General features: G+C 68.3%; 18 protein-coding genes and 1 pseudogene. 16 read left to right on the top strand and 3 right to left on the bottom strand.

The window, feature by feature from the left end; genetic code table 11:
• Positions 1-137: 137 nt before the first annotated feature.
• Complete coding sequence (locus N5096_RS09910) at positions 138-1,310, top strand: 3-dehydroquinate synthase II (RefSeq protein ID WP_267664339.1); 1,173 nt, start codon at positions 138-140, stop codon at positions 1,308-1,310.
• A gap of 131 nt (positions 1,311-1,441) precedes the next feature.
• Here N5096_RS09910 and N5096_RS09905 read toward each other — a convergent pair whose 3' ends face one another.
• Positions 1,442-1,834, bottom strand: coding sequence for a winged helix-turn-helix domain-containing protein (locus tag N5096_RS09905; protein ID WP_267664338.1), 393 nt, complete (start codon positions 1,832-1,834; stop codon positions 1,442-1,444).
• 108 nt (positions 1,835-1,942) lie between these two features.
• Here N5096_RS09905 and N5096_RS09900 point away from each other — a divergent pair, with 108 nt between their 5' ends.
• Together N5096_RS09900 and N5096_RS09895 are read left to right on the top strand one after the other, a co-directional pair.
• Complete coding sequence (locus N5096_RS09900; RefSeq protein ID WP_379790266.1) at positions 1,943-2,611, top strand: DUF7509 family protein; 669 nt, start codon at positions 1,943-1,945, stop codon at positions 2,609-2,611.
• Positions 2,612-2,672: 61 nt separating this feature from the next.
• Complete coding sequence (locus N5096_RS09895) at positions 2,673-3,287, top strand: hypothetical protein (RefSeq protein WP_267664334.1); 615 nt, start codon at positions 2,673-2,675, stop codon at positions 3,285-3,287.
• A 1-nt stretch (position 3,288) separates the two neighbouring features.
• On the opposite strand, the gene N5096_RS09890 is transcribed toward N5096_RS09895, so the two are convergent.
• The gene (locus N5096_RS09890; protein WP_267664332.1) at positions 3,289-4,815 is read right to left on the bottom strand and encodes a carboxypeptidase M32; all 1,527 of its coding nucleotides are present in this window, start codon (positions 4,813-4,815) and stop codon (positions 3,289-3,291) included.
• A 103-nt stretch (positions 4,816-4,918) separates the two neighbouring features.
• On the opposite strand from N5096_RS09890, the gene N5096_RS09885 reads away from it, so the two are divergent.
• The 13 genes and pseudogenes from N5096_RS09885 (at position 4,919) to N5096_RS09825 (ending at position 18,396) form a co-directional block, all read left to right on the top strand.
• Positions 4,919-5,968, top strand: coding sequence for a threonine aldolase family protein (locus tag N5096_RS09885; protein ID WP_267664331.1), 1,050 nt, complete (start codon positions 4,919-4,921; stop codon positions 5,966-5,968).
• Between the two features lie 50 nt (positions 5,969-6,018).
• Positions 6,019-6,108, top strand: a pseudogene (locus tag N5096_RS09880) (DUF2209 family protein); the annotation flags it as partial.
• The gene (gene hflX, locus N5096_RS09875; RefSeq protein ID WP_267664329.1) at positions 6,105-7,454 is read left to right on the top strand and encodes a GTPase HflX; all 1,350 of its coding nucleotides are present in this window, start codon (positions 6,105-6,107) and stop codon (positions 7,452-7,454) included. The pseudogene N5096_RS09880 and the gene hflX, both read left to right, overlap by 4 nt.
• A gap of 88 nt (positions 7,455-7,542) precedes the next feature.
• Positions 7,543-9,504: an acetate--CoA ligase gene (gene acs / locus N5096_RS09870; protein WP_267664328.1), complete on the top strand. Its 1,962-nt coding sequence runs from the start codon at positions 7,543-7,545 to the stop codon at positions 9,502-9,504.
• A 68-nt stretch (positions 9,505-9,572) separates the two neighbouring features.
• Positions 9,573-9,809 carry a DUF2061 domain-containing protein gene (locus N5096_RS09865; RefSeq protein WP_267664327.1) on the top strand — a complete coding sequence of 79 codons (237 nt, stop codon included), beginning with the start codon at positions 9,573-9,575 and terminating at the stop codon, positions 9,807-9,809.
• A gap of 208 nt (positions 9,810-10,017) precedes the next feature.
• Entirely contained in the window at positions 10,018-11,787 is a 1,770-nt protein-coding gene (locus N5096_RS09860; protein ID WP_267664326.1) for a bacterio-opsin activator domain-containing protein, read from the top strand.
• Between the two features lie 145 nt (positions 11,788-11,932).
• Positions 11,933-13,927: an acetate--CoA ligase gene (gene acs / locus N5096_RS09855; RefSeq protein ID WP_267664325.1), complete on the top strand. Its 1,995-nt coding sequence runs from the start codon at positions 11,933-11,935 to the stop codon at positions 13,925-13,927.
• A gap of 113 nt (positions 13,928-14,040) precedes the next feature.
• On the top strand, positions 14,041-14,493 hold the full coding sequence (locus N5096_RS09850) for a DUF4212 domain-containing protein (protein ID WP_267664323.1): 453 nt from the start codon (positions 14,041-14,043) through the stop codon (positions 14,491-14,493).
• Positions 14,490-16,229, top strand: a complete 1,740-nt coding sequence (locus N5096_RS09845; protein WP_267664322.1) for a sodium:solute symporter family transporter — start codon at positions 14,490-14,492, stop codon at positions 16,227-16,229. The genes N5096_RS09850 and N5096_RS09845 overlap by 4 nt, the downstream gene beginning before the upstream one ends.
• Positions 16,229-16,690 carry a universal stress protein gene (locus tag N5096_RS09840; RefSeq protein ID WP_267664320.1) on the top strand — a complete coding sequence of 154 codons (462 nt, stop codon included), beginning with the start codon at positions 16,229-16,231 and terminating at the stop codon, positions 16,688-16,690. The genes N5096_RS09845 and N5096_RS09840 overlap by 1 nt, the downstream gene beginning before the upstream one ends.
• An 86-nt stretch (positions 16,691-16,776) precedes the next feature.
• A complete protein-coding gene (locus N5096_RS09835; protein WP_267664318.1) occupies positions 16,777-17,037 on the top strand; it encodes a DUF8119 family protein in 261 nt (86 codons plus the stop codon).
• A gap of 515 nt (positions 17,038-17,552) precedes the next feature.
• On the top strand, positions 17,553-17,747 hold the full coding sequence (locus N5096_RS09830) for a cold-shock protein (RefSeq protein ID WP_267664317.1): 195 nt from the start codon (positions 17,553-17,555) through the stop codon (positions 17,745-17,747).
• Positions 17,748-17,856: 109 nt separating this feature from the next.
• Positions 17,857-18,396 (top strand): hypothetical protein, encoded by a 540-nt coding sequence (locus N5096_RS09825; protein ID WP_267664315.1) that lies wholly within the window; start codon positions 17,857-17,859, stop codon positions 18,394-18,396.
• A gap of 15 nt (positions 18,397-18,411) precedes the next feature.
• On the opposite strand, the gene N5096_RS09820 is transcribed toward N5096_RS09825, so the two are convergent.
• Positions 18,412-19,386: an oxidoreductase gene (locus N5096_RS09820; protein ID WP_267664314.1), complete on the bottom strand. Its 975-nt coding sequence runs from the start codon at positions 19,384-19,386 to the stop codon at positions 18,412-18,414.
• Positions 19,387-19,418 lie beyond the last annotated feature (32 nt).

Here is a 19,418-nt window from a genome sequence, read left to right as displayed (position 1 = left end):
CGATGCGATCTCAGGGATAAGTGTTTTGTCGTCTTCGGGGCGCGCCGCCGCCCGGAGCGGCTACTCGGGTCGCGTCGCCGCCCGCGACGCGTGACCCTTCCGCAGTTTTCAAGCCCGCCCGCCGTGAGGTTCCGACAATGACACGCACGGTCTGGGTGAAAGCCGACGGCAGCGTCGGCGACTGGGAGGCGCGCAAGCGACGGATCACGACCGCCATCGAGGCCGGCGCGGACTGGGTCCTCGTCGACGAGGCCGACGTGGGGCGCGTCCGCGAGCTCGGCGACGTCTCGATCGCCGCCTTCCGCTCCGAGGCGGACGTCATCGACGACGTCGAGAGCGACGCCGAGGCCGACGCCTACTTCGTCGGCAAGGGCGGCGAAGGCGACGGGACGATCGACCTCCCGGACGACTTCTCCGGCTCCGCGGACCTGACGACCGTCCGACGGCGCGACGACCGCGCGCAGGGCGTCTACGTCCGCGTGCTCGGCACCGAGTACGAGCGGTTCGCCGAGGAGGCCGCGAACGACGCCGAGTACACGATCGTCGTCGGCGAGGACTGGTCGATCATCCCGCTGGAGAACCTGATCGCGCGGGTCGGCGAGGAGACGCACCTCGTCGCCGGCGCGACGACCGCCGCCGAGGCGCGGACCGCCTTCGAGACGCTGGAGATCGGCGCCGACGGCGTCCTCCTCGACTCCGACGACCCCGACGAGATACGGGGCGCGGTCGACGCCCGCGACGCCGCCGACCGCGAGACGCTGGATCTCCGACACGCCGAGGTCACCGCCGTCGAGCGCACCGGCATGGCCGACCGCGTCTGCATCGACACCGGCTCCCTGATGGACGACGACGAGGGGATGCTCGTGGGGTCGATGTCCCGTGGGCTGTTCTTCGTCCACGCCGAGACCGCGGAGTCCCCGTACGTCGAGTCGCGCCCTTTCCGGGTGAACGCCGGCGCGGTCCACGCCTACGTCCGCAACGCCGAGGGCGGCACCAACTACCTCGCCGAGCTCTCCAGCGGCGACGAGGTGCAGGTCGTCGACACCGCCGGCCACACCCGCGAGGCGATCGTCGGGCGCGTGAAGATCGAGAAGCGGCCGATGTTCCGGATCCAGGCGGAAATCGAGACGGACGACGGGGTCGATCGCGTCGAGACGCTGATCCAGAACGCCGAGACCGTGAAGGTCGCGACCGCGGACGGGAAGAAGGCGGTCACCGACTTGGAGGCGGGCGACGAGGCGCTCGTCTACTACGAGGACGTGGCGCGGCACTTCGGCGAGGCGGTCGAGGAGAGCATCATCGAGAAGTGAGTGGCTGACCGAAGGGAAGCCACTACAAACGAGCCGGCCTCCGGCCGGCGAGTAGCGGGACCGACCGGATGGGAGGTCTCGTAGGCGAGCGGCGCAGCCGCGGATTTCGGTATCTCGGGGTGTAGACGTACTCACGAGTACGCGTCGTCGAACTCGCGTTCGCGTCGCATCAGTTCCTCGACGCCGTGTTCGAGGATCCCGCGTCCCATTCCGGTCGGCCGGTAGTAGGTGTAAAATCCCTGACTGTCGGCGGTCCGTCGCTGACGCTTCTCCGCGAGCCCCACGTCGACCAGTTCACCGAGGTGGTAGTGGAAGTTGGGAGAGTCGGCGTCGACCACCGCTTTCAGGTCGGTCGCGCTCAGTTCGTCGTTCGCGACGAGCGCTCGGAGGATACGGAACCGCGTCGGGTGCCCGATCGCCTGCTGTATCGCGAGGTACTCTTCGAGCGTTAGCCCGCTCTCCTCCGGGAGCGGGGGCTCGGGACGGCGAACGTCTCTCGAAGACCGACGATCTGTTTCACCCATACGCGTTCTCGTGCGATCGGTGATTCGCTACGCGCTTAATCGTTCTCTAGTCGAATATCTTTGAAATACCCGTTGTTTGTATACTGCTTGCACGGAACAACTACAGAGATGCGAGACCGAATCGTCGACGCCCTTCGCCGGTCAGACGGGGACTCGGAGGCTCTCTCACCGGTTCGTCGTGAGCGATTCCTCGTCTACCTGATGGGTCCGTATCGGACCTTCGACGTCGACGCGATGTTGCCGGCCGGCGCCGATACGAAAGCCGAGGTCCCCTCATTCGCGACGTGGAACCAGGACAGCGGTGAGTACGCGGAAGACGACGTGTTGCGGCTCCTCCAAGAGACGCGAGACTGTCTTCGCGAACGGGGGTTCAACGCGTTCCTCGCTATCGACGTCGGCATCGATCTGGAGGAGATGGACGCGGCGACACAGAGCATCGCGTTCGCGCGAGCGAGCAACGCGACCGTCTTCATCGCCCCGCAGGTGGGCGATAACCTCCGCGTCGGCATCGAGATCGGAAGCGTGTTCGAAGATCTGTTTGCCACCGAGACGATGGATCGACCGGCCGCCGAGGCGACGCCGCCGGAGCGAGCACGGCGGCTGATGGTCGCGACCGAACCGTCCGTCCGGAGCGCGATGCTCGGATCGGTCCACTCCCGATGGGACGCCAGCGTGCGAACGTTCTCCGATGCGGCCGACTGTTGCCGTCTCTGCGCGCAGTTCAGCACGCACATCCAGAACGAGGAGCTGTACGGTTCGGTTCCGAGGAAAGACTGATCTCGGTTCGGCGATTGCGGCGATCCCAATTTTTATCAGAAAATTCACCGATCGGCGTTCCATGGCTGTCAGTCACGAGACCAGTCGCGTCGCGGAGGACAATCTCGTGGAGCGCGTACAACACCTCGCTGACGCCGCGAATCCGGCGTTCGCGGCCGGGAGCCTGCTTATCCCGCTCGCGTTCTTTGGCGCGAGTCTCCTCCTCTCGAGCACGGAACTGCTCTTTTACACGCACGTCGCCGCGGGTGCGGTGTGGTTCGGGTTCGCCCTGATCTTCCCGGCGATCATCGGCCCGACGCTCGGCGGGCTCGACGACGAGGCGTCGGCCGCGGTGAACACCACACTCATTCCGAAGGCCGTCTTCTTCCTCGTCGGCTTCTCGCTGACGACCGTGCTGTCCGGGACGGTGCTGCTGACGCCCGAACTCGGGCTCGGGTACGGGTTCGCCGGGACGTGGTCCGGACTCGCGCTCGGCCTCGGCTGGGGGCTGTTCGCGTTCGGCCTCGCGGTCCCCCACCGACTCCACCTCAGCGCCTACTACGAGACGCTCTCGCCCGAGCCCGACGCCTCGCGGCTCGAATCGATCGAGAAGAAGAACCTCGTGGTCGGGCTGTTCGAGGGTGCCGTGATGCTCGGGATCATCGCCCTGATGACGGGGTTCCGGCTGGGGATCTGAGTTAAATCCCGTACAGCTCGCCGTACTTCTCTTCGACGTAGTCCGTGAACGCGTCCGCGGAGAGCTCCTCGCCCGTCGCGCGCTCGACGAGTTCGTTCGTCTCGTAGCGGGAGCCGTGCTGATGGACGTTCTCGCCGAGCCATTCCTGAAGGTCGTCGAAGTCGCCCTCGGCGATCTTCGCGCCGAGGTCGTCGATCTCGCCGTCGGCGGCCGCGAACAGCTGCGCGGCCATCACGGAGCCGAGCGAGTAGGTGGGGAAGTAGCCGAAGTTACCGTGGCTCCAGTGGATGTCCTGGAGACAGCCCTCGGCGTCGGTGTCGGGGCGGACCCCGAGGTACTCCTCGTACTTGTCGTTCCAGACCTCCGGGACGTCCTCGACCGCGAGGTCGCCGCGGACCAGGTCGCGCTCGATCTCGAATCGAACGATGATGTGGAGGTGGTAGGTGAGTTCGTCCGCCTCGACGCGGATGAGGTTGTCCTCGTACACCTGGTTGAACGCCTCGTAGGCGTCCTCGACGGTCGCCTCGTCGGTCTCGGGGAACCGCTCTTTGAACCGCGGCAGGAACAGCTCCCAGAACGCCCGGCTCCGCCCGACGTGGTTCTCCCAGAGCCGCGACTGCGACTCGTGGACCGAGAGGTCTCGCGACTCGCCGAGCGGGGTCCCCCACTCCTCCTGGGGAAGCCCGAGGTTGTACTGCGCGTGCCCGTACTCGTGGACCGTCGAGCCGATCGCGCCGAGCGGGTCGGACTCGTCGAACCGGGTCGTCACGCGGCAGTCGAACTGGTTGCCGGCGGTGAACGGGTGCGAGGAGACGTCGAGGCGGCCGCGGTCGAAGTCGTAGCCGACGAGTTCGAGCGCTTCGCGGGCGAGTTCCTCCTGCTCCTCCTCGGGGAACGTGCCCTCGAAGGTGTCGACGGCGAGGTCCGCGTCGGAGTCGCGGATCGCGTCGATCATCGGGACGAGCGTCTCGCGGAGCTCCTCGAGGATGGCCTCGGCGCGGTCGATCGAGAGGCACGGCTCGTACTCCTCGAAGAGGACCTCGTAGGGGTCTCGGTCGGGGTCGATCTGCTCGGCGTACTCCCGCTTCAGCTCGACGTGCTTCTCCAGGTGGGGGGCGAACGCCTCGAAATCGTCCTCGGCCTTCGCCTCCTCCCACGCCTGCAGCGCCGCGGAGCCGGTCTCGGAGATCTCCTCGACGAGCTCGACGGGAACCGCGTCGGCGCGCTCGTACTCGCGGCGGACCTCGCGGACGACCGCCGCCCGCTCGTCGGTGAGGTCGGCGTCGTCGAGCTCGGCGAGCAGCTCGCCGGTCGCCTCGTCCGTGATCATGTCGTGGCGGATCGACGAGAGCGTCGAGAGCTCCTTCGACCGGGCGGGGGTGCCGCCCTCGGGCATCATCACCTGCTGGTCCCACCCGAGCACGCCGGCGGCGCTCCCGACCGTGTTCCAGCGTCGAACGCGGTCCAAGAGGGCCTCGTACGTCTCGGAGGCGTCGGTCGCGTCGTCGGCCGCGGCTTCCGTTGCCATACGGCATTGAACGGCTGCGCGGATTAAGAAGGGAGCGAATGCGGAACGGTGCCGCCTCCGAGCGCGACCTATTTCCGATCGGCCGCCGAACCGCCGGCAACGAATGGACATCGACGAGGAGACCATCGACCTGCGATCCGACACCGTCACGACGCCCTCGGACGAGATGCGCGAGGCCGCCCGCGACGCCGAGGTCGGCGACGACGTGTACCGCGACGACCCCACCGTCAACGAGCTGGAGCGCCGCGCCGCCGAGGCGGTCGGGACCGAGGCCGCGATCTACGTCCCCTCCGGGACGATGGCCAACCAGATCGCCGTCCACGTCCACACCGATCCGGGCCAGGAGCTCCTCCTCGAGCTCGAGTCGCACATCTACCGGTGGGAGCTCGCGGGCGCGGCGAAGCTCTCGAGCGCGCAGACCCGGACGATCGACGCCGGCGACCGCTGCGTCCCGACCCCGGACGCAGTCGCCGAGGGGCTCGTGACCGAGGACCTCCATCGCCCCGGGACCGGCCTCCTGTCGCTGGAAAACACCCACAACTACCGCGGCGGGGTCGCGGTCCCGGTCGACGAGATGGCCGCGGCCGCCGAGGTCGCCAGCGACGCCGACGTGCCGGTCCACCTCGACGGGGCCCGCCTGTTCAACGCCGCGGTCGCGCTCGGCGTCGACGCGAGCGAGGTCGTCGACCCGGTCGACAGCGTCACGTTCTGCCTCTCGAAGGGGCTCGGCGCGCCCGTCGGCTCGATTCTCGCCGGCGACGAGCAGTTCATCGAGGCGGCCCGCCGCGTCCGGAAGCTGTTCGGCGGCGGGATGCGACAGGCCGGGATGATCGCCGCGCCCGGGCTCCTGGCGCTCGAGAACGTCGACCGCCTCGCCGACGACCACGCCAACGCCGAGCGGCTCGCCGCCGGGCTCAACGCCCTCGACGGGGTCGACGCGCCCGCGCCGGACACCAACATCGTCGTCGCGCACACCGACGAAGCCGGGATCCCCGCCGCCGACCTCGTGGAGGCCTGCAAGGCGGCCGGCGTGGGGTGCGTCGAGTTCGACGAGCATGCGACGCGGTTCACGACCCACCGCGGCGTCGACGACGGCGACGTCGACGACGCGGTCGAGCGCATCGGCGACGCGGTGGCGGAGCTGTCGGCCTGAGGGGGTGCAGACAGGTGGACCCCGTCGAGCCCGCCGGACCGGAAGCTCGACCCGGCTTTAAATACGTCGAGAGCGTAGGACGACGTGAAACCGTGCAGGCAGCACATCACGCCGCGTCCGCCGCCCGAGACCCGGTATGACCGGGAGCGCCGAGGGAGCGGACGCCGACGCCGAGTCAGTCCCCAGAGAGCGCCGCGCGGTCGTTGCCAAGCGCGTCGACGCCGGCGACGCCGACCTCGCTGAGATCACCCAGCTCGCCGCGGCCGCGGGCTACGAGACCGTCGGCGAGCTCACCCAGACGCGCACGGAGGACGCCGCGTTCATGTTCGGCGAGGGGAAGGTCGCGGAGCTGCGGGACCTAGTCCGCCGGAGCGACGCGGGGGCGGTCATCGTCGACAACGACGTGGGGCCGTACCAGACGTTCAACATCGGCGGGGAGCTGCCGGAGGGCGTCGAGGTGATCGACCGGTTCACGCTCATCCTCGAGATCTTCGGCCAGCGCGCCAACACCCGAAAGGCACAGCTCCAAGTTGAGCTCGCGGAGCTCCGGTACGAGCTCCCGCGGGCCGAGGCGAAGGCGAGCCTCGCGAAGCGCGACGAGCGCCCCGGCTTCATGGGGCTCGGCGAGTACGACGAGAGCGTCGAGCGCGACATCAAACGGCAGATATCGGAGATCCAGGACGAGTTGGAGTCGATCGCGGCGAAGGAGGAGGCGCGCCGCGAGCAGCGCCGGGACTCCGGCTTCGACCTGGTCGCGCTCGCGGGGTACACCAACGCCGGCAAGTCGACGCTGATGCGCCGGCTCGCGGCCGAGATCGACGTCGACGAGAACGCCGACCGCCACCCCGACCTCGACACGACCGCGGAGTCGCAGGACATGCTGTTCACCACGCTGGGCACGACGACCCGGCGGGCCGAGATGGAGAAGCGCGACGTGCTCCTCACGGACACGGTCGGGTTCATCGCGGACCTCCCCCACTGGCTCGTGGAGTCGTTCGAGTCGACGCTCGACTCCGTCTACCGCGCCGACCTCGTGCTGCTCGTCGTCGACGCGAGCGAGCCGGTCGAGGAGATGCGCGAGAAGCTCGTCACGAGCCACGACACCCTCTACGAGCGCAACGAGGCCCCCGTCGTCACGGTGTTCAACAAGGTGGACCGGCTCGCGCCCGGCGAGCTGGCGGACAAGCGCGGCGCGCTCTCCGGCGTCGCGCCCGACCCCGTCGCCGTCTCGGCGAAGACGGGCGCCGGCGTCGCGGAGCTGCGCGACCGCGTCGAGGACGAGCTCCCCGACTGGGAGCGCGAGCGGCTCGTCCTCCCGGTCTCCGACGAGGCGATGAGCCTCGTCTCGTGGATCCACGACCACGGCCACGTCGACGAGGAGTCGTACGCGAGCGACCAGGTGACCGTCGACTTCGAGGCCAAGCCCTCGATCGTGGCTCGGGCCCGGTCGAAGGCGGCGGGGCTCGCGCCCGCCGAGTCGACGTAGGCGGAGGGGACGTCCCCGGCGTGTCGTCACCGCTCATCGGCCGGGGTTTCGGACAAAGTATACATTCCTCCACTTGCGAACAGGTATCATGGATGACGCCGGAGTCGACGGCCGACGGCGGGACGGGCCCGTCGCCGACGACGAGGCCGTCGAGCCGCCGAGGGAGTTCAGCGAGCGTGCCGTCGCGAGCGACGCGGGGGCGGACGACGCGTTCGCCGCCGAGGGACCGGGGGCCTGGCGCCGGGCCGCCGACCTCCTCGACTGGGAGCGGGAGTACGAGGCGGTGCTCGACGACGGCGACCCGCCCTTTTATAAGTGGTTCCCCGACGGTCGGCTCAACGCCTCGGTCAACTGCGTCGATCGACACCTCGACGAGCGGCGGAACCAGCTCGCGATCCGGTGGTTCGGCAAGCGCGGGGAGCGCCGGTCGTACACGTACCTCGACCTCCACCGCGAGGTGAACGCGCTCGCGGCCGGCCTGCGGGAGCTCGGCGTCGAGGAGGACGACGTGGTGACGCTGTACCTCCCGATGGTCCCGGAGCTGCCGATCGCGATGCTGGCGTGCGCGCGGGTCGGCGCGCCCCACAACGTCGTTTTCGCGGGGCTCTCGGCGGAGGCGCTCGCGACGCGCCTCGACGCGGCCGACTCCTCGTACCTCGTCACCTGCGACGGCTACTACCGGCGCGAGGACGCGTTCAACCAGAAGTCGAAGGCCGACAACGCCCGACTCCGGGCCGACACCGATCTCGACGCGACCGTCGTCGTCGACCGGCTCGGCGACGCGCTCGACGTGTCGCTCGGCGACGACGAGCACGGGTACGAGGCGCTCGTCGACGCGCACGACGGCGAGACGGTCGAGCCGGTCCCGCGCGACGCCACCGACCTCCTGTTCGTGATGTACACCTCCGGGACCACGGGGCGCCCGAAGGGGGTCGAGCACGCGACCGGGGGATACCTCTCGCACGTCGCGTGGACGACCCGGAACGTCCTCGACGTCCGTCCCGAGGACACCTACTGGTGCGCGGCCGACATCGGCTGGATCACGGGCCACTCCTACGGCGTGTACGGGCCCCTCTCGGTCGGGACCACCACTCTCCTCTACGAGGGGTCGCCGGACTACCCGGACCGCGACCGGGTGTGGGACCTGATCGAGCGCAACGCCGTCAGCGTCTTCTACACCTCGCCGACCGCGATCCGGTCGTTCATGAAGTGGGGCGCGGAGTACCCCGACCGCCACGACCTCTCGTCGATCCGGCTGCTGGGGACCGTCGGCGAGTCGATAACGCCGAAGGCGTGGCGCTGGTACCGCGAGCACGTCGGCGGCGGCGAGGCGCCGATCGTCGACACGTGGTGGCAGACGGAGACGGGCGCCATCGCGCTCGCGACGCTGCCCGGGATCACGCCGATGAAGCCGGGGAAGGTTGGGCCGCCGCTGCCCGGGATCGACGCGCGCGTCGTCGACGAGGACGGCGCGCCGGTCGACCCCGGCGAGCCGGGGTACCTCACTATCGGCTCGCCGTGGCCCGGCATGCTCCGCGGGCTCCGGGAGGGCGACGAGCGCTACCGCCGCGAGTACTGGATCGAGGCCGAGGACGGCTGGCGATACCGGACCGGCGACGGCGCGACGGTCGACGAGGACGGCTACGTGACCATCCTCGGTCGCGTCGACGACGTGATCAACGTGCGCGCACAGCGGTTCAACACCGCCGAACTGGAGTCCGCGATCGTCGGCGTCGGGGGCGTCACTGAGGCCGCGGTCGTCAGCGACGACGACGGGGAGATCGTCGCCTACGTGACGACTCGGAGCGACGTCGAGCCCGACGAGGCTCTCAAAGCGGCGATCGGCGAGGAGTTGGGCCGCGAGGTTGGCGACCTCGCCCGCCCAGACCGGACCGTGTTCACCCCGGACCTCCCGAAGACGCGCTCGGGGAAGATCATGCGCCGCCTGCTGGAGGACATCGCTCGCGACGAGGAGTTCGGCAACGTCAGCGCGCTCCGGAACCCGGAAGTCGTCGGCGAGATCGAGTCGTCCGTTCGCGAGAGTAACTGAATACGGTTTCTTTGCAAGCGTTTGGAACTGCTATTGGGCTTCTTATGCGTGGACTCCGACGCACCGGTATGGGAACGCTCGTCTCTCGCTCCGCGCTTCACGACCGGAAGCGGGCGATCGCCAAGACGCTCTGTTACCGCGCCGTCATGGTCGCGATCACCGTGCTCGTCGCGTGGGCGTTCGTCGGCGACGCGGGCGACGCCATGAACATCGGGCTGGTGACCAACGTCGTCAAGACCGCGACCTACTACGCGTACGAGCGGCTGTGGGACCACGTCGCGTTGGGGGTCGCCGACGGCGCCTGAGCCGCCTACCGGGTCGGGGGTTCCCCTTCGGTCCGGTCGAGCGACATCTGTTTCGGGATAAATCCGAGAAGCGAAACCGTTGGCGGTCAGTCGTCCGCGACGACGAGCGTTCTCCCGCAAGAGTCGGACGCAGATCGAATATCGGGCCGCAGAAAGCGCGCACGAGCGGAAGTTTTTTCCTTCGGATTTCTGTGTAATTACGAAACAGATGGTCGCCGAGTTCGACGCCGACGCGTACGAGGCGCTCGTGGCCGCCGCCGAGACGTATCGCGCCGCGGTCGTGGTTCGGCTCGCCGGCGAGGCCGGTCTCCGGACCAGTGAGGTGACGCGGGTCGCGCCGCGGCACCTGCGGAACCCGGGCGTCGCCTCGGGGTCGTCTCTCCTGGCCGTCCCGGGGGGCGACGGGGGAGTCCACGCCCCGGACTCGGAGGGATCGATCGACCGCGAGACCGTCGTTCCGGCCTCGCTGGCGGCCGAGCTCCGACGGTACGCCGACAGCGAGGGGCTCGGAGACGCGGACCCGTTCGTCGACGTCTCGCCCCGCCGCGTCCAGATGATCGTGAGCGAGACCGCCGATCGGGCGGCGACGCGGAGCGACGGCGCGGTCCCGGCCGACGTCACGCCCCGCGATCTCCGTGACGCCTTCGCGCGCCGGCTCCTCGTCGACCGCGGCGTCGACCCCCACGCCGTGCGCGAGGCCGGCGGCTGGGAGACGATCGGGACGCTCGACGGGTTCCTCGGACCCCTCGACGGGCGGGAGGTCGCCGAGGCGTTCGCCGCCGCCGGCCCCCGCGGATCCGCTGGGCCCGCGGAGGCCAGCGGTCCGGACCCCGACCGGGGCGGCCGGACGCCGAGCGCGCTCGGCGGGTTCGAGGCCCTCGCCGACGGCGAGGACCGGAGTTCGCCGCTCGCGACCGTCCCGGAGCGGCTGGTCGACTCCGACCGGTGGGCCGAGGCGTGGGTGGTCCGGGGGTCGGCCGACGGCGGTCGGACCGAGGTGGCCGGCGCCGCGGGCGTCGAGCGGGAGGTGCTCGTCGACCGCGGCGTCACGCGGGACGGGCCGTGGCTCGACGCGATCGAGACGGGCGATCCCGTCCTAACGGACGCCGAGCCGACCGCCGACGGGCGACCGGGGATCGCCGTCCCCGCGGCGTACCGGGACGTGACGCACGGGGCGCTCTGCGTCGTCGCCGCGGACGGAACGCCCGTCTCGGCGGTCGAGCGGCGGGAGCTGGTCGCGCTCGGGCGGTGTCTCGGCTGGGCGGTGACGGCCGGGCGGTGGCGCGACCTGCTCCACTCCGACGCGGTCATTGAGGTGGAGTTCCACACCGCCGCCGACGGGGCGTTCCTCGCCGGCGCGAGCGGCGCCCTCGGCTGTCGGGTCGAGCTCGACTCCACCGTCGGCGTCACCGACGAGGCCTCCCGGCTGTACCTCTCCGTCGCGGGTGCGAGGCCGCAGGGCGTCGCCGACGTCGTCAAGCAGGCGGACGGCGTGTCGGACCTCCGGGTGATCGAGACGGAAGAGAACGGCTGCTCGGTGTCCGTCCGCGTCGGGAGCGGGTCGGCCGTTCGGACGCTCACGGAGCACGGCGCGACCGTCCGCGACGCGACCGCGGAGGACGGCCGCGTGCGGATCGTCGCCGACCTCCCCGGGGGCGCCGACGTCAGGCCGGTGGCCGACGGGCTCCGCGCCGCGTTCGAGGACGCGCGCCTCGCGAGCAAGGAGTCCGTCGCCCGGTCGTCGCGGTCCGAATCCTCGTTCCGCGAGGGGGTCGCGGAGCGGTTCACCGACCGCCAGTGGGCCGCGCTGTCGGCGGCGTACCACGGCGGCTACTTCGGCTGGCCCCGCGGGAGCACTGCCGAGGAGGTGGCCGACGCGATGGACGTCTCCTCGCCGACGTTCCACAACCACCTCCGGAAGGCCCAGCGCGCGCTCCTCGACGGGCTCTTCGAGGAGGAACACCGAGAGAGCGCTTAAATTCGCCCTCGCGGGCCGCTGACGCGGGAGCCGTGACGCGCGATTCGGACGGGAGGGAGCCCCCCGCGGCGCGGGGAGTCCGTCACGATTTTTCGTATTTAGCGCCGGCGTTTATATGGTGAGATCGGTTGGGTACGTCCGTACCATGACAGAGGGAGACAGTCAACTGGAAGCGAGACTAGCAGAGCAGGAGGTGTTCGAGCCACCGGAGTCGTTCGTCGAACAGGCGAACGTCTCGGATCCCGGCGTCTACGACGAGTTCGACGAGAACTGGCCGGAGTGTTGGGAGACGGCCGCCGATCTGCTCGACTGGGAGACGGAGTACGACCAGGTGCTAGACGACAGCGACCCGCCCTTCTACGAGTGGTTCACCGGCGGCGAACTGAACGCGTCGGCCAACTGCCTTGACCGACACCTCGACGAGCGCGGCGACGAAGCCGCGATCGAGTGGGTCGGGGAGCCGGTCGACGAGGACGACCGCACGTACACGTACGCGGAGCTCCACCGCGAGGTGAACGAGTTCGCGGCGGCCCTCCGCGAGCAGGGCGTCGAGGAGGGCGACGTCGTGACGATGTACATGCCGATGATCCCGGAGCTGCCCATCGCGATGCTGGCGTGCGCCCGCATCGGGGCGCCCCACAGCGTCGTCTTCGCCGGCTTCTCGGCGGACGCGCTCGCGACACGGATGAACTCCGCGGAGTCCGAATACCTCGTCACCTGCGACGGCTACTACCGGCGCGGCGACCCCCTCGACCACCTCGACAAGGCGAACCAGGGGCTCTCGAGCGTCGACCACGACACGACGACCGTCGTCGTCGACCGGCTCGGGCCGAACGGCGACGACTTCGGACACGACCTCGGCGACGACCAGATCGACTACGGCGACCTCGTCGCGGACCACGAGGGCGCCGAGGTCGAGCCGGTCACCCGCGACGCCGAGGACATGCTGTTCCTGATGTACACCTCGGGGACGACCGGGAAGCCGAAAGGCGTGAAACACACGACCGGCGGCTACCTCTCGTGGGTGTCGTGGACGGCGCAGTCGGTCCTCGACATCAAGCCGGATGACACGTACTTCTGCTCGGCCGACATCGGCTGGATCACGGGGCACTCCTACATCGTCTACGGGCCGCTCGCGCTCGGCACGACGACGATGATGTACGAGGGGACGCCCGACCACCCCGAACAGGACCGCCTCTGGGAGATTGTCGACGAACACGACGCGACTCAGCTGTACACCGCGCCCACGGCGATCCGCGCGTTCATGAAGTGGGGAGAGAAGTTCCCCGACCGCCACGACCTCTCCTCGCTGCGGCTGCTCGGCACGGTCGGCGAGCCGATCAACCCCCGCGCGTGGAAGTGGTACTACAAGCACATCGGGGACGAGGAGTGCCCGATCGTCGACACGTGGTGGCAGACCGAGACGGGCGGGATGATGATCACGACCCTGCCCGGACTGAAGGACATGAAGCCGGGCGCCGCGGGGCCGCCGCTGCCGGGCCTCGACGTCCAGATCCTCGACACGCTCGGCGACGAGGTAGAGCCCGGAAAGGCCGGCTACCTCACCGTACAGAAGCCGTGGCCCGGCATGCTCCGGACGCTGTACAACAACGACGAGCGCTACATCGAGGAGTACTGGGCCGAGTACTCCGACACCGACAGCGACGACCCCGAAGACTGGGTGTACTTCCCGGAGGACGGGGCGAAGATCGACGAGGACGACTACATCACCGTCCTCGGCCGCGTGGACGACGTGCTCAACGTTTCCGGTCACCGGCTGGGGACGATGGAGATCGAGTCCGCCATCGTCGGCGTCGAGGGCGTCGCCGAGGCCGCCGTCGTGGGCGGCAACCACGACATCAAGGGAGAAGCGGTGTACACCTACGTGACGACCGAGGACGGCCACGAGGGCAACGACGAACTCCGCGACGCGATCGTCGCGGGCGTCGAGGACGCGATCGGGCCGATCGCGCGGCCCGAGCAGGTCGTGTTCACGCCCGACCTCCCCAAGACGCGCTCCGGGAAGATCATGCGCCGCCTCCTCGAAAACATCGCCGACGGCAAGGAGCTCGGTAACACGAGCACGCTCCGGAACCCGGAGATCGTCGAGGAGATCCAGCAGAAGGCCGAAGACGAGTAGTCGACTGCGGCGCCGTTTTCCGAGTGCCAGACGAGTGACAACGCGACCGACACCACGCGTAGATATCACGATAAAATGGCACAAACGTACCACAACAACACACATCATAACACATGACAGATAATAGCTCACGAAATCCGGGCGACGCGGCGACCGATGGTGGCCGCGCACCTGACGACGCGGCCACCGACGGCGGCGTCGCCACGGGCGCGGCACAGACGCACAAAAACACCGACTACCTCAGTGAAGAGGTGAACCTGCTGAAACCGAGCACCGCCTATATGCGGGATCACCTCAGAATCGTCTGGACCGGTTTCATCGTTTGGGCACTCATCGTCTTCGGGCCGGTGACGCTGACGATGCTCGCGCCAGGCGTCATGACGACAACGATGCCAGTGCTCGGGTTCCCCTGGCATTACTTCTTGGTCGCCTTCGGGGCGCCGACGGGTGCGCTGATCTTGGCGGCCATCTACGCCCGTCAGCGCGACAAGTTAGACGAGAAGTACGGAATCGACCACAGCACCGCCGACTCCGGTGTCGGCAACGACGGGGGGCAGCAGGAATGACGGTCCCGCTCCAAGCCGAGGCGCTCGACATCTCGTTCAAGCTCCTCCCGGCGATCATTGTCTTCGTGATGATGGCCTCGTTCCTGGCCATCGGCTTCATTTTCAAGGTGGCGGACACCGAGGGCATGTGGGTCGCCGGTCGGGGCATCGGCAACATCGAAAACGGGATGGCCATCGGCGCCAACTGGATGTCGGCCGCCTCGTACCTCGGCCTCGCAGGGCTGGTCGCGCTCGCAGGCTTCTACGGGCTAGCGTTCATCGTCGGCTGGACTACCGGGTACTTCGTCCTGCTCATCTTCCTCGCGGCTCAGATGCGCCGGTTCGGAAAGTACACCGCTCCGGACTTCGTCGCGGACCGATTCAACTCCCCGATGGCACGCGCACTCGCCGCGTTCACCACGCTGCTCATCGCGTACGTCTACTCCGTGGGCCAGGCGCGCGGGATGGGGTTGGTCGGGCAGTACGTTTTCGGACTCGACATCATCCCGATGATCGTCGTGATGATGACCATCACCGTCGGCTACCTCGCGCTCTCGGGCATGCTGGGCGCGACGAAGAATATGGCCGTCCAGTACGTCATCCTCATCGTCGCGTTCCTCGCGGGCGTCTACGTCGTCGGCTTCACAGGGGGGTACTCGACCGTACTCCCGCAGATCGAGTACGGCGCCCTGTTCAGCGAGCTCAGCCGCCAGTTCAGCGAGCCGTTCCTCGGCGGGAACAGCTACTACCTGTGGGTCGCGACGGCGTTCTCACTCATCTTCGGCACTTGCGGCCTCCCGCACGTTCTGGTCCGGTTCTACACGGTTGAAAGCGAGCGCACCGCCCGTTGGTCCACCGTGTGGGGGCTGTTCTTCATCCTACTACTGTACTGGGCCGCGCCGGCGATGGCAGCCTTCGGCGTCGACCTCTTCGCTGTCGTGAACGGTATCTCGTCCGAAGCGGTCTTCAGCGGTGAGCAAGCGATGTCCGGCGCGGAGGGCGACGTCATCGTCGTGCTGGCCGCGCAGTTCGCAAACCTGCCGACCTGGTTCGTCGGGCTGGTCGCCGCCGGTGCGATGGCGGCCGCGATCGCGACGACAGCGGGGCTGTTCATCACCGCCTCCTCCGCGGTCGCACACGACATCTACGCCGAGCTTATCAATCCAGACGCGACTCAGCGTCAGCAAGTGCTCATCGGCCGGGCGACCATCGTCGGAATCGGCGCACTCGTCACGGTGACCGCGTTCAACCCGCCGGCACTCATCGGCGAGCTCGTCGCCTACGCGTTCTCGCTTGCAGGCACCGTACTGTTCCCGATGTTCTTCCTCGGGCTGTGGTGGGAGAACACCAACCGGCAGGGGGCGCTAGCAGGGATGAGCGTCGGCCTGTTGCTGTGGTTCACCTCGATCATCAACAGCGTCCTGCCGGCCTACGTCGGCTTCCTCGCTGACATTGCCGGTGGCTCCGGACAGGCGCTCGTCCCGATATACGCCCAGTACGTCCCGCCAATTGGCGCTGCCTTGATCGGGACGCCGCTCGTGTTCCTCGTCACCATCGCCGTCTCGATGGCGACGCCGGAACCCCCGCTGGAGACCAAGCGGATGGTGCGCCAGTGTCACAGCCCCGAACCGATGGGCCAACAGCAAAGCGCCGAAGAGGTCGCCGGCGATGGCGGCGAGGAAATGGCGACAGACGGCGGCCGCGCAGCGGACGACGATACCGCACCGACTGACGACGAAGCCACGGAGGAGCGATAATGTACGAACGCATCCTCGTCCCCACGGACGGAAGCGACGTCGCGGAGGCCGCCGTCGACCACGCGCTCGACCTCGCGGAGAAGTACGACGCCGAGGTCCACGCGCTGTACGTGGTCGACATCGACTCGGTGAACATCAGCCTCGGCACCGAACAGGTCGACCGGCTCAAACAGGGCCGGTTCGACGAGATGGAAGAGCTGAAAGAGCAGGCCAACGAGGCGACCGGGGTGGTCGCCGATCGCGGGGCCGAACGCGCTGTCGACGTCGCCGAACACGTCGCCGGCGGTCGCCCGCACAAGGTGATCGGCGACTACGCCGAGGGCCACGGTATCGACCTCATCGTGATGGGGAGTCACGGGCGCGCGGGCGTCCGGCGGGCGCTGCTCGGGAGCGTCACCGAGCGTACCCTGCGCTCGACGCACGTCCCCGTCCTCGTCGTCGACTACTTCGACGAGGACTGAACCCCCGCCGAGCGGGCCCCTCTCGGGGCTGCTCGGTCGCCCGACCGTTCCGGAACACCGACGTGTTTCGACGCGGACGTTCACCCATGACCGACGCCGATCAGATCGACGAGTCAGACGCGGACGAGAGCCTCGCCGACCGGGTTCGGTCTCACGTCGAGGGGAATCGAACTGGGATGATACAGGACCTCGCGTTCGCGATCGCCTGGGTGACGATCGTGTCGCTGCTGTACGATTTCCTGTTTTTCGCCTCGCCGCAGTGGGTGCTGTACATGTTCATGCTCGCCGGGATCCCGGCGTACTTCGGCTTCTTCATCTCCCTAAAGATGGCGAGGGCACAGCAGTGAGCCGACGCGTAGCGAGAGCGTGTCAGATGCCCCACGTAAGATCGGCTCGATCGGCGTTTTAGCTGACTATAGGCGCTAAGCCCCCGTCCTCAAGGAGCGAACGAAGTGAGCGAGTAGGGCGGGGATACAGCGCCGTCATCGTTTTAGTTTCACTACACGGCATAGCCTTACTACCCCTGCGATCAACGTCAGTAGTACGATGCTCACCACGCTTCCGGTGGTGTTCAAGCGCGACAAGAAGCGCGCACCCTCGGTTGTGGCTGAGTGTCCATCCGGTAGGAGTGGGACACTCCGAACCACCCGTGAAGGGAAGTCGCCTGCGGAGTCTGGAATCCTTGTGCCCACGTCGGGTATAAATTCCGACGCAGAAACAGGAAGCCCTGTCCTCAACAAGCGAGGGGCGAGTAGCCCCGAGCGCGGTAGGTCAGGGTAGTTCACACTCTGTATTCGGCACACAGTTGGAGTACTCGGGTCACGCAACACTTATGACCCAGACGGGAGTGATCTGGAGTGCGATGGCGACAGGTAAGGTCGACTTCTTCAACGACACCGGCGGCTACGGATTCATCGAGAGCGACGACGCTGACGAAGACGTGTTCTTCCACATGGAAGACGTCGGCGGCCCGGATCTCGAGGAAGGCCAAGAGGTAGAGTTCGAGATCGAGGAGGCGGACAAGGGTCCGCGCGCGACGAACCTCACTCGGCTGTAGCCCGCTCGGCCGTACCCGCGACGACGGACAGCTCTCGAAACGTGTTCCGCGTATATGACGCCCTGAGCCGCGGCGCCGGGATTTTGGTCGCCGCGCGAGGAAGGTTCGTATGGACATCGACGACCTCGACGGGTTCGTCGCCGAGAACCTCGACCGCTACGCCGAGACGCAGGGCGTCCTCCCGGAGCGGCTCGACGAGTTCGGCGAGCGGTACCGCTCGCAGGGGCACCTGACGCGCGAGCAGCTGTACGATATCGCCTACGAGTCGTCGACGCGGAGCGCGTACCACGTCGAGACGAACCCGGCGGAGCGCTGCCGAGAGGTGACTCGGAACGCGCGCCTCGTCGACGGCGACTTCTCGCCGATTCACCTGATCAGCGGCCTCTCCGGCTTCAAGGCGCCCACGGCGTCATGTGTGCTGGCCGCGCTCGACGGCGACCGCCACGCGGTCGTCGACACCCGCGTCTGGGCCTCGCTGGAGCGGTTGGGGTACCTCGACGGCCGAAAGGAGTCGTTCGACGCCGGCGACTACGTGACCATGATCGAGCCGATCCGCGAAATCGCGGAGGCGACCGGCCACCGCGCGGTCGACGTCGGCTACGCGCTGTTCGCCCACGACGATCACGTGCGAGAGGGGACGCTCCATTAGTCGCCGCGGATTCTGTTAAATCGAAAACTCGACGCCCGTCGCCTCCTCGGAGTACTCCCAGAGCCGGCGGGCGTCCGCGCGGTCGTAGGAGGCCTCGTTCGACCGCCCCACGGTCGGCGTCCCGCGCATGTTCATGAGGCCGCTCGGCTCGACGTAGGCGCCGCCGTCGACGTCGGCGGTGGCGGCGTATAGCATCGGCAGGGAACCCGTCGCGGCGTCCTGCCCGAGCACCGCGTTCGCGGCCTTCATTCCGGCTTTTAAAAGCGGGTTGCCGCTTTCCTCTGCGGTTCGAAGCTGGAGGTTCGTGGCCGCGTACCCCGGGTGGCAGGCGACGCTCCGGAGGCCGGGGTCGTCCCCCTCCGGATCGTCGCCTCCTTCCGGATCGTTAATCCGCCGCTGAAGCTCGTAGGCGAACAGCAGGTTCGCGAGCTTGCTGCGGCCGTACGCCTTCCACTTCCCGTACGAGCGCTCCCAGTTGAGGTCCGAGAAGTCCATCTCGCCCTGCTCGTGGGCGCCCGACGACTGCGTCACCACGCGAGCGTCTCCACCGACCCCCTCGGCGGCCTCGAGGAGCGGGAACAGCCGCCCCGTGAGCGCGAAGTGGCCGAGGTGGTTGACGCCGAACTGCGTCTCAAAGCCGTCCTCGGTCTCGCTCCGGGGGATCGCCATCACGCCGGCGTTGTTACAGAGCACGTCGACGGCGTCGTAGTCGTCGCCGAGTCCCTCGCCGAAGGTCGCCACCGAGTCGAGCGACGCGAGGTCGCACTCGCGGACGTCGAGATCTAGGTCGTCGCGTGCGGCGGCGCTCTCCCGTCGGATCTCGTCGGCCGCGCGCTCGCCGCGGTCTACGCTTCGGCACGCCATCACAACCGTCGCGCCCTTCTCGGCGAACGCGCGGGTCCCCTCGTAGCCGAGGCCGCTGTTCGCCCCGGTGACGACGACGGTCTTTCCGTCCAGCCGCGGCATCTCGTCGGTCGTCCAACCTGACATATGATATCGAAGGGGTCTCACGGGGAGAAAGC

Source organism: Halorubrum yunnanense, from assembly GCF_026586675.1.
GTDB classification, from domain to species: Archaea; Halobacteriota; Halobacteria; order Halobacteriales; family Haloferacaceae; genus Halorubrum; species Halorubrum yunnanense.
The sequence above is the reverse complement of the archived record's forward strand: the minus strand, read 5'-3'. Positions and strand labels throughout refer to the sequence as shown.

What these genes read in the sequence shown, in the direction of transcription:
- N5096_RS09910 (WP_267664339.1), top strand. Translation starts at nt 138, where the DNA reads ATGACACGCACGGTCTGGGTGAAAGCCGACGGCAGCGTCGGCGACTGG.
- N5096_RS09905 (WP_267664338.1), bottom strand. Translation starts at nt 1,834, where the DNA reads ATGGGTGAAACAGATCGTCGGTCTTCGAGAGACGTTCGCCGTCCCGAG.
- N5096_RS09900 (WP_379790266.1), top strand. Translation starts at nt 1,943, where the DNA reads ATGCGAGACCGAATCGTCGACGCCCTTCGCCGGTCAGACGGGGACTCG.
- N5096_RS09895 (WP_267664334.1), top strand. Translation starts at nt 2,673, where the DNA reads ATGGCTGTCAGTCACGAGACCAGTCGCGTCGCGGAGGACAATCTCGTG.
- N5096_RS09890 (WP_267664332.1), bottom strand. Translation starts at nt 4,815, where the DNA reads ATGGCAACGGAAGCCGCGGCCGACGACGCGACCGACGCCTCCGAGACG.
- N5096_RS09885 (WP_267664331.1), top strand. Translation starts at nt 4,919, where the DNA reads ATGGACATCGACGAGGAGACCATCGACCTGCGATCCGACACCGTCACG.
- hflX (WP_267664329.1), top strand. Translation starts at nt 6,105, where the DNA reads ATGACCGGGAGCGCCGAGGGAGCGGACGCCGACGCCGAGTCAGTCCCC.
- acs (WP_267664328.1), top strand. Translation starts at nt 7,543, where the DNA reads ATGGATGACGCCGGAGTCGACGGCCGACGGCGGGACGGGCCCGTCGCC.
- N5096_RS09865 (WP_267664327.1), top strand. Translation starts at nt 9,573, where the DNA reads ATGGGAACGCTCGTCTCTCGCTCCGCGCTTCACGACCGGAAGCGGGCG.
- N5096_RS09860 (WP_267664326.1), top strand. Translation starts at nt 10,018, where the DNA reads ATGGTCGCCGAGTTCGACGCCGACGCGTACGAGGCGCTCGTGGCCGCC.
- acs (WP_267664325.1), top strand. Translation starts at nt 11,933, where the DNA reads ATGACAGAGGGAGACAGTCAACTGGAAGCGAGACTAGCAGAGCAGGAG.
- N5096_RS09850 (WP_267664323.1), top strand. Translation starts at nt 14,041, where the DNA reads ATGACAGATAATAGCTCACGAAATCCGGGCGACGCGGCGACCGATGGT.
- N5096_RS09845 (WP_267664322.1), top strand. Translation starts at nt 14,490, where the DNA reads ATGACGGTCCCGCTCCAAGCCGAGGCGCTCGACATCTCGTTCAAGCTC.
- N5096_RS09840 (WP_267664320.1), top strand. Translation starts at nt 16,229, where the DNA reads ATGTACGAACGCATCCTCGTCCCCACGGACGGAAGCGACGTCGCGGAG.
- N5096_RS09835 (WP_267664318.1), top strand. Translation starts at nt 16,777, where the DNA reads ATGACCGACGCCGATCAGATCGACGAGTCAGACGCGGACGAGAGCCTC.
- N5096_RS09830 (WP_267664317.1), top strand. Translation starts at nt 17,553, where the DNA reads ATGGCGACAGGTAAGGTCGACTTCTTCAACGACACCGGCGGCTACGGA.
- N5096_RS09825 (WP_267664315.1), top strand. Translation starts at nt 17,857, where the DNA reads ATGGACATCGACGACCTCGACGGGTTCGTCGCCGAGAACCTCGACCGC.
- N5096_RS09820 (WP_267664314.1), bottom strand. Translation starts at nt 19,386, where the DNA reads ATGTCAGGTTGGACGACCGACGAGATGCCGCGGCTGGACGGAAAGACC.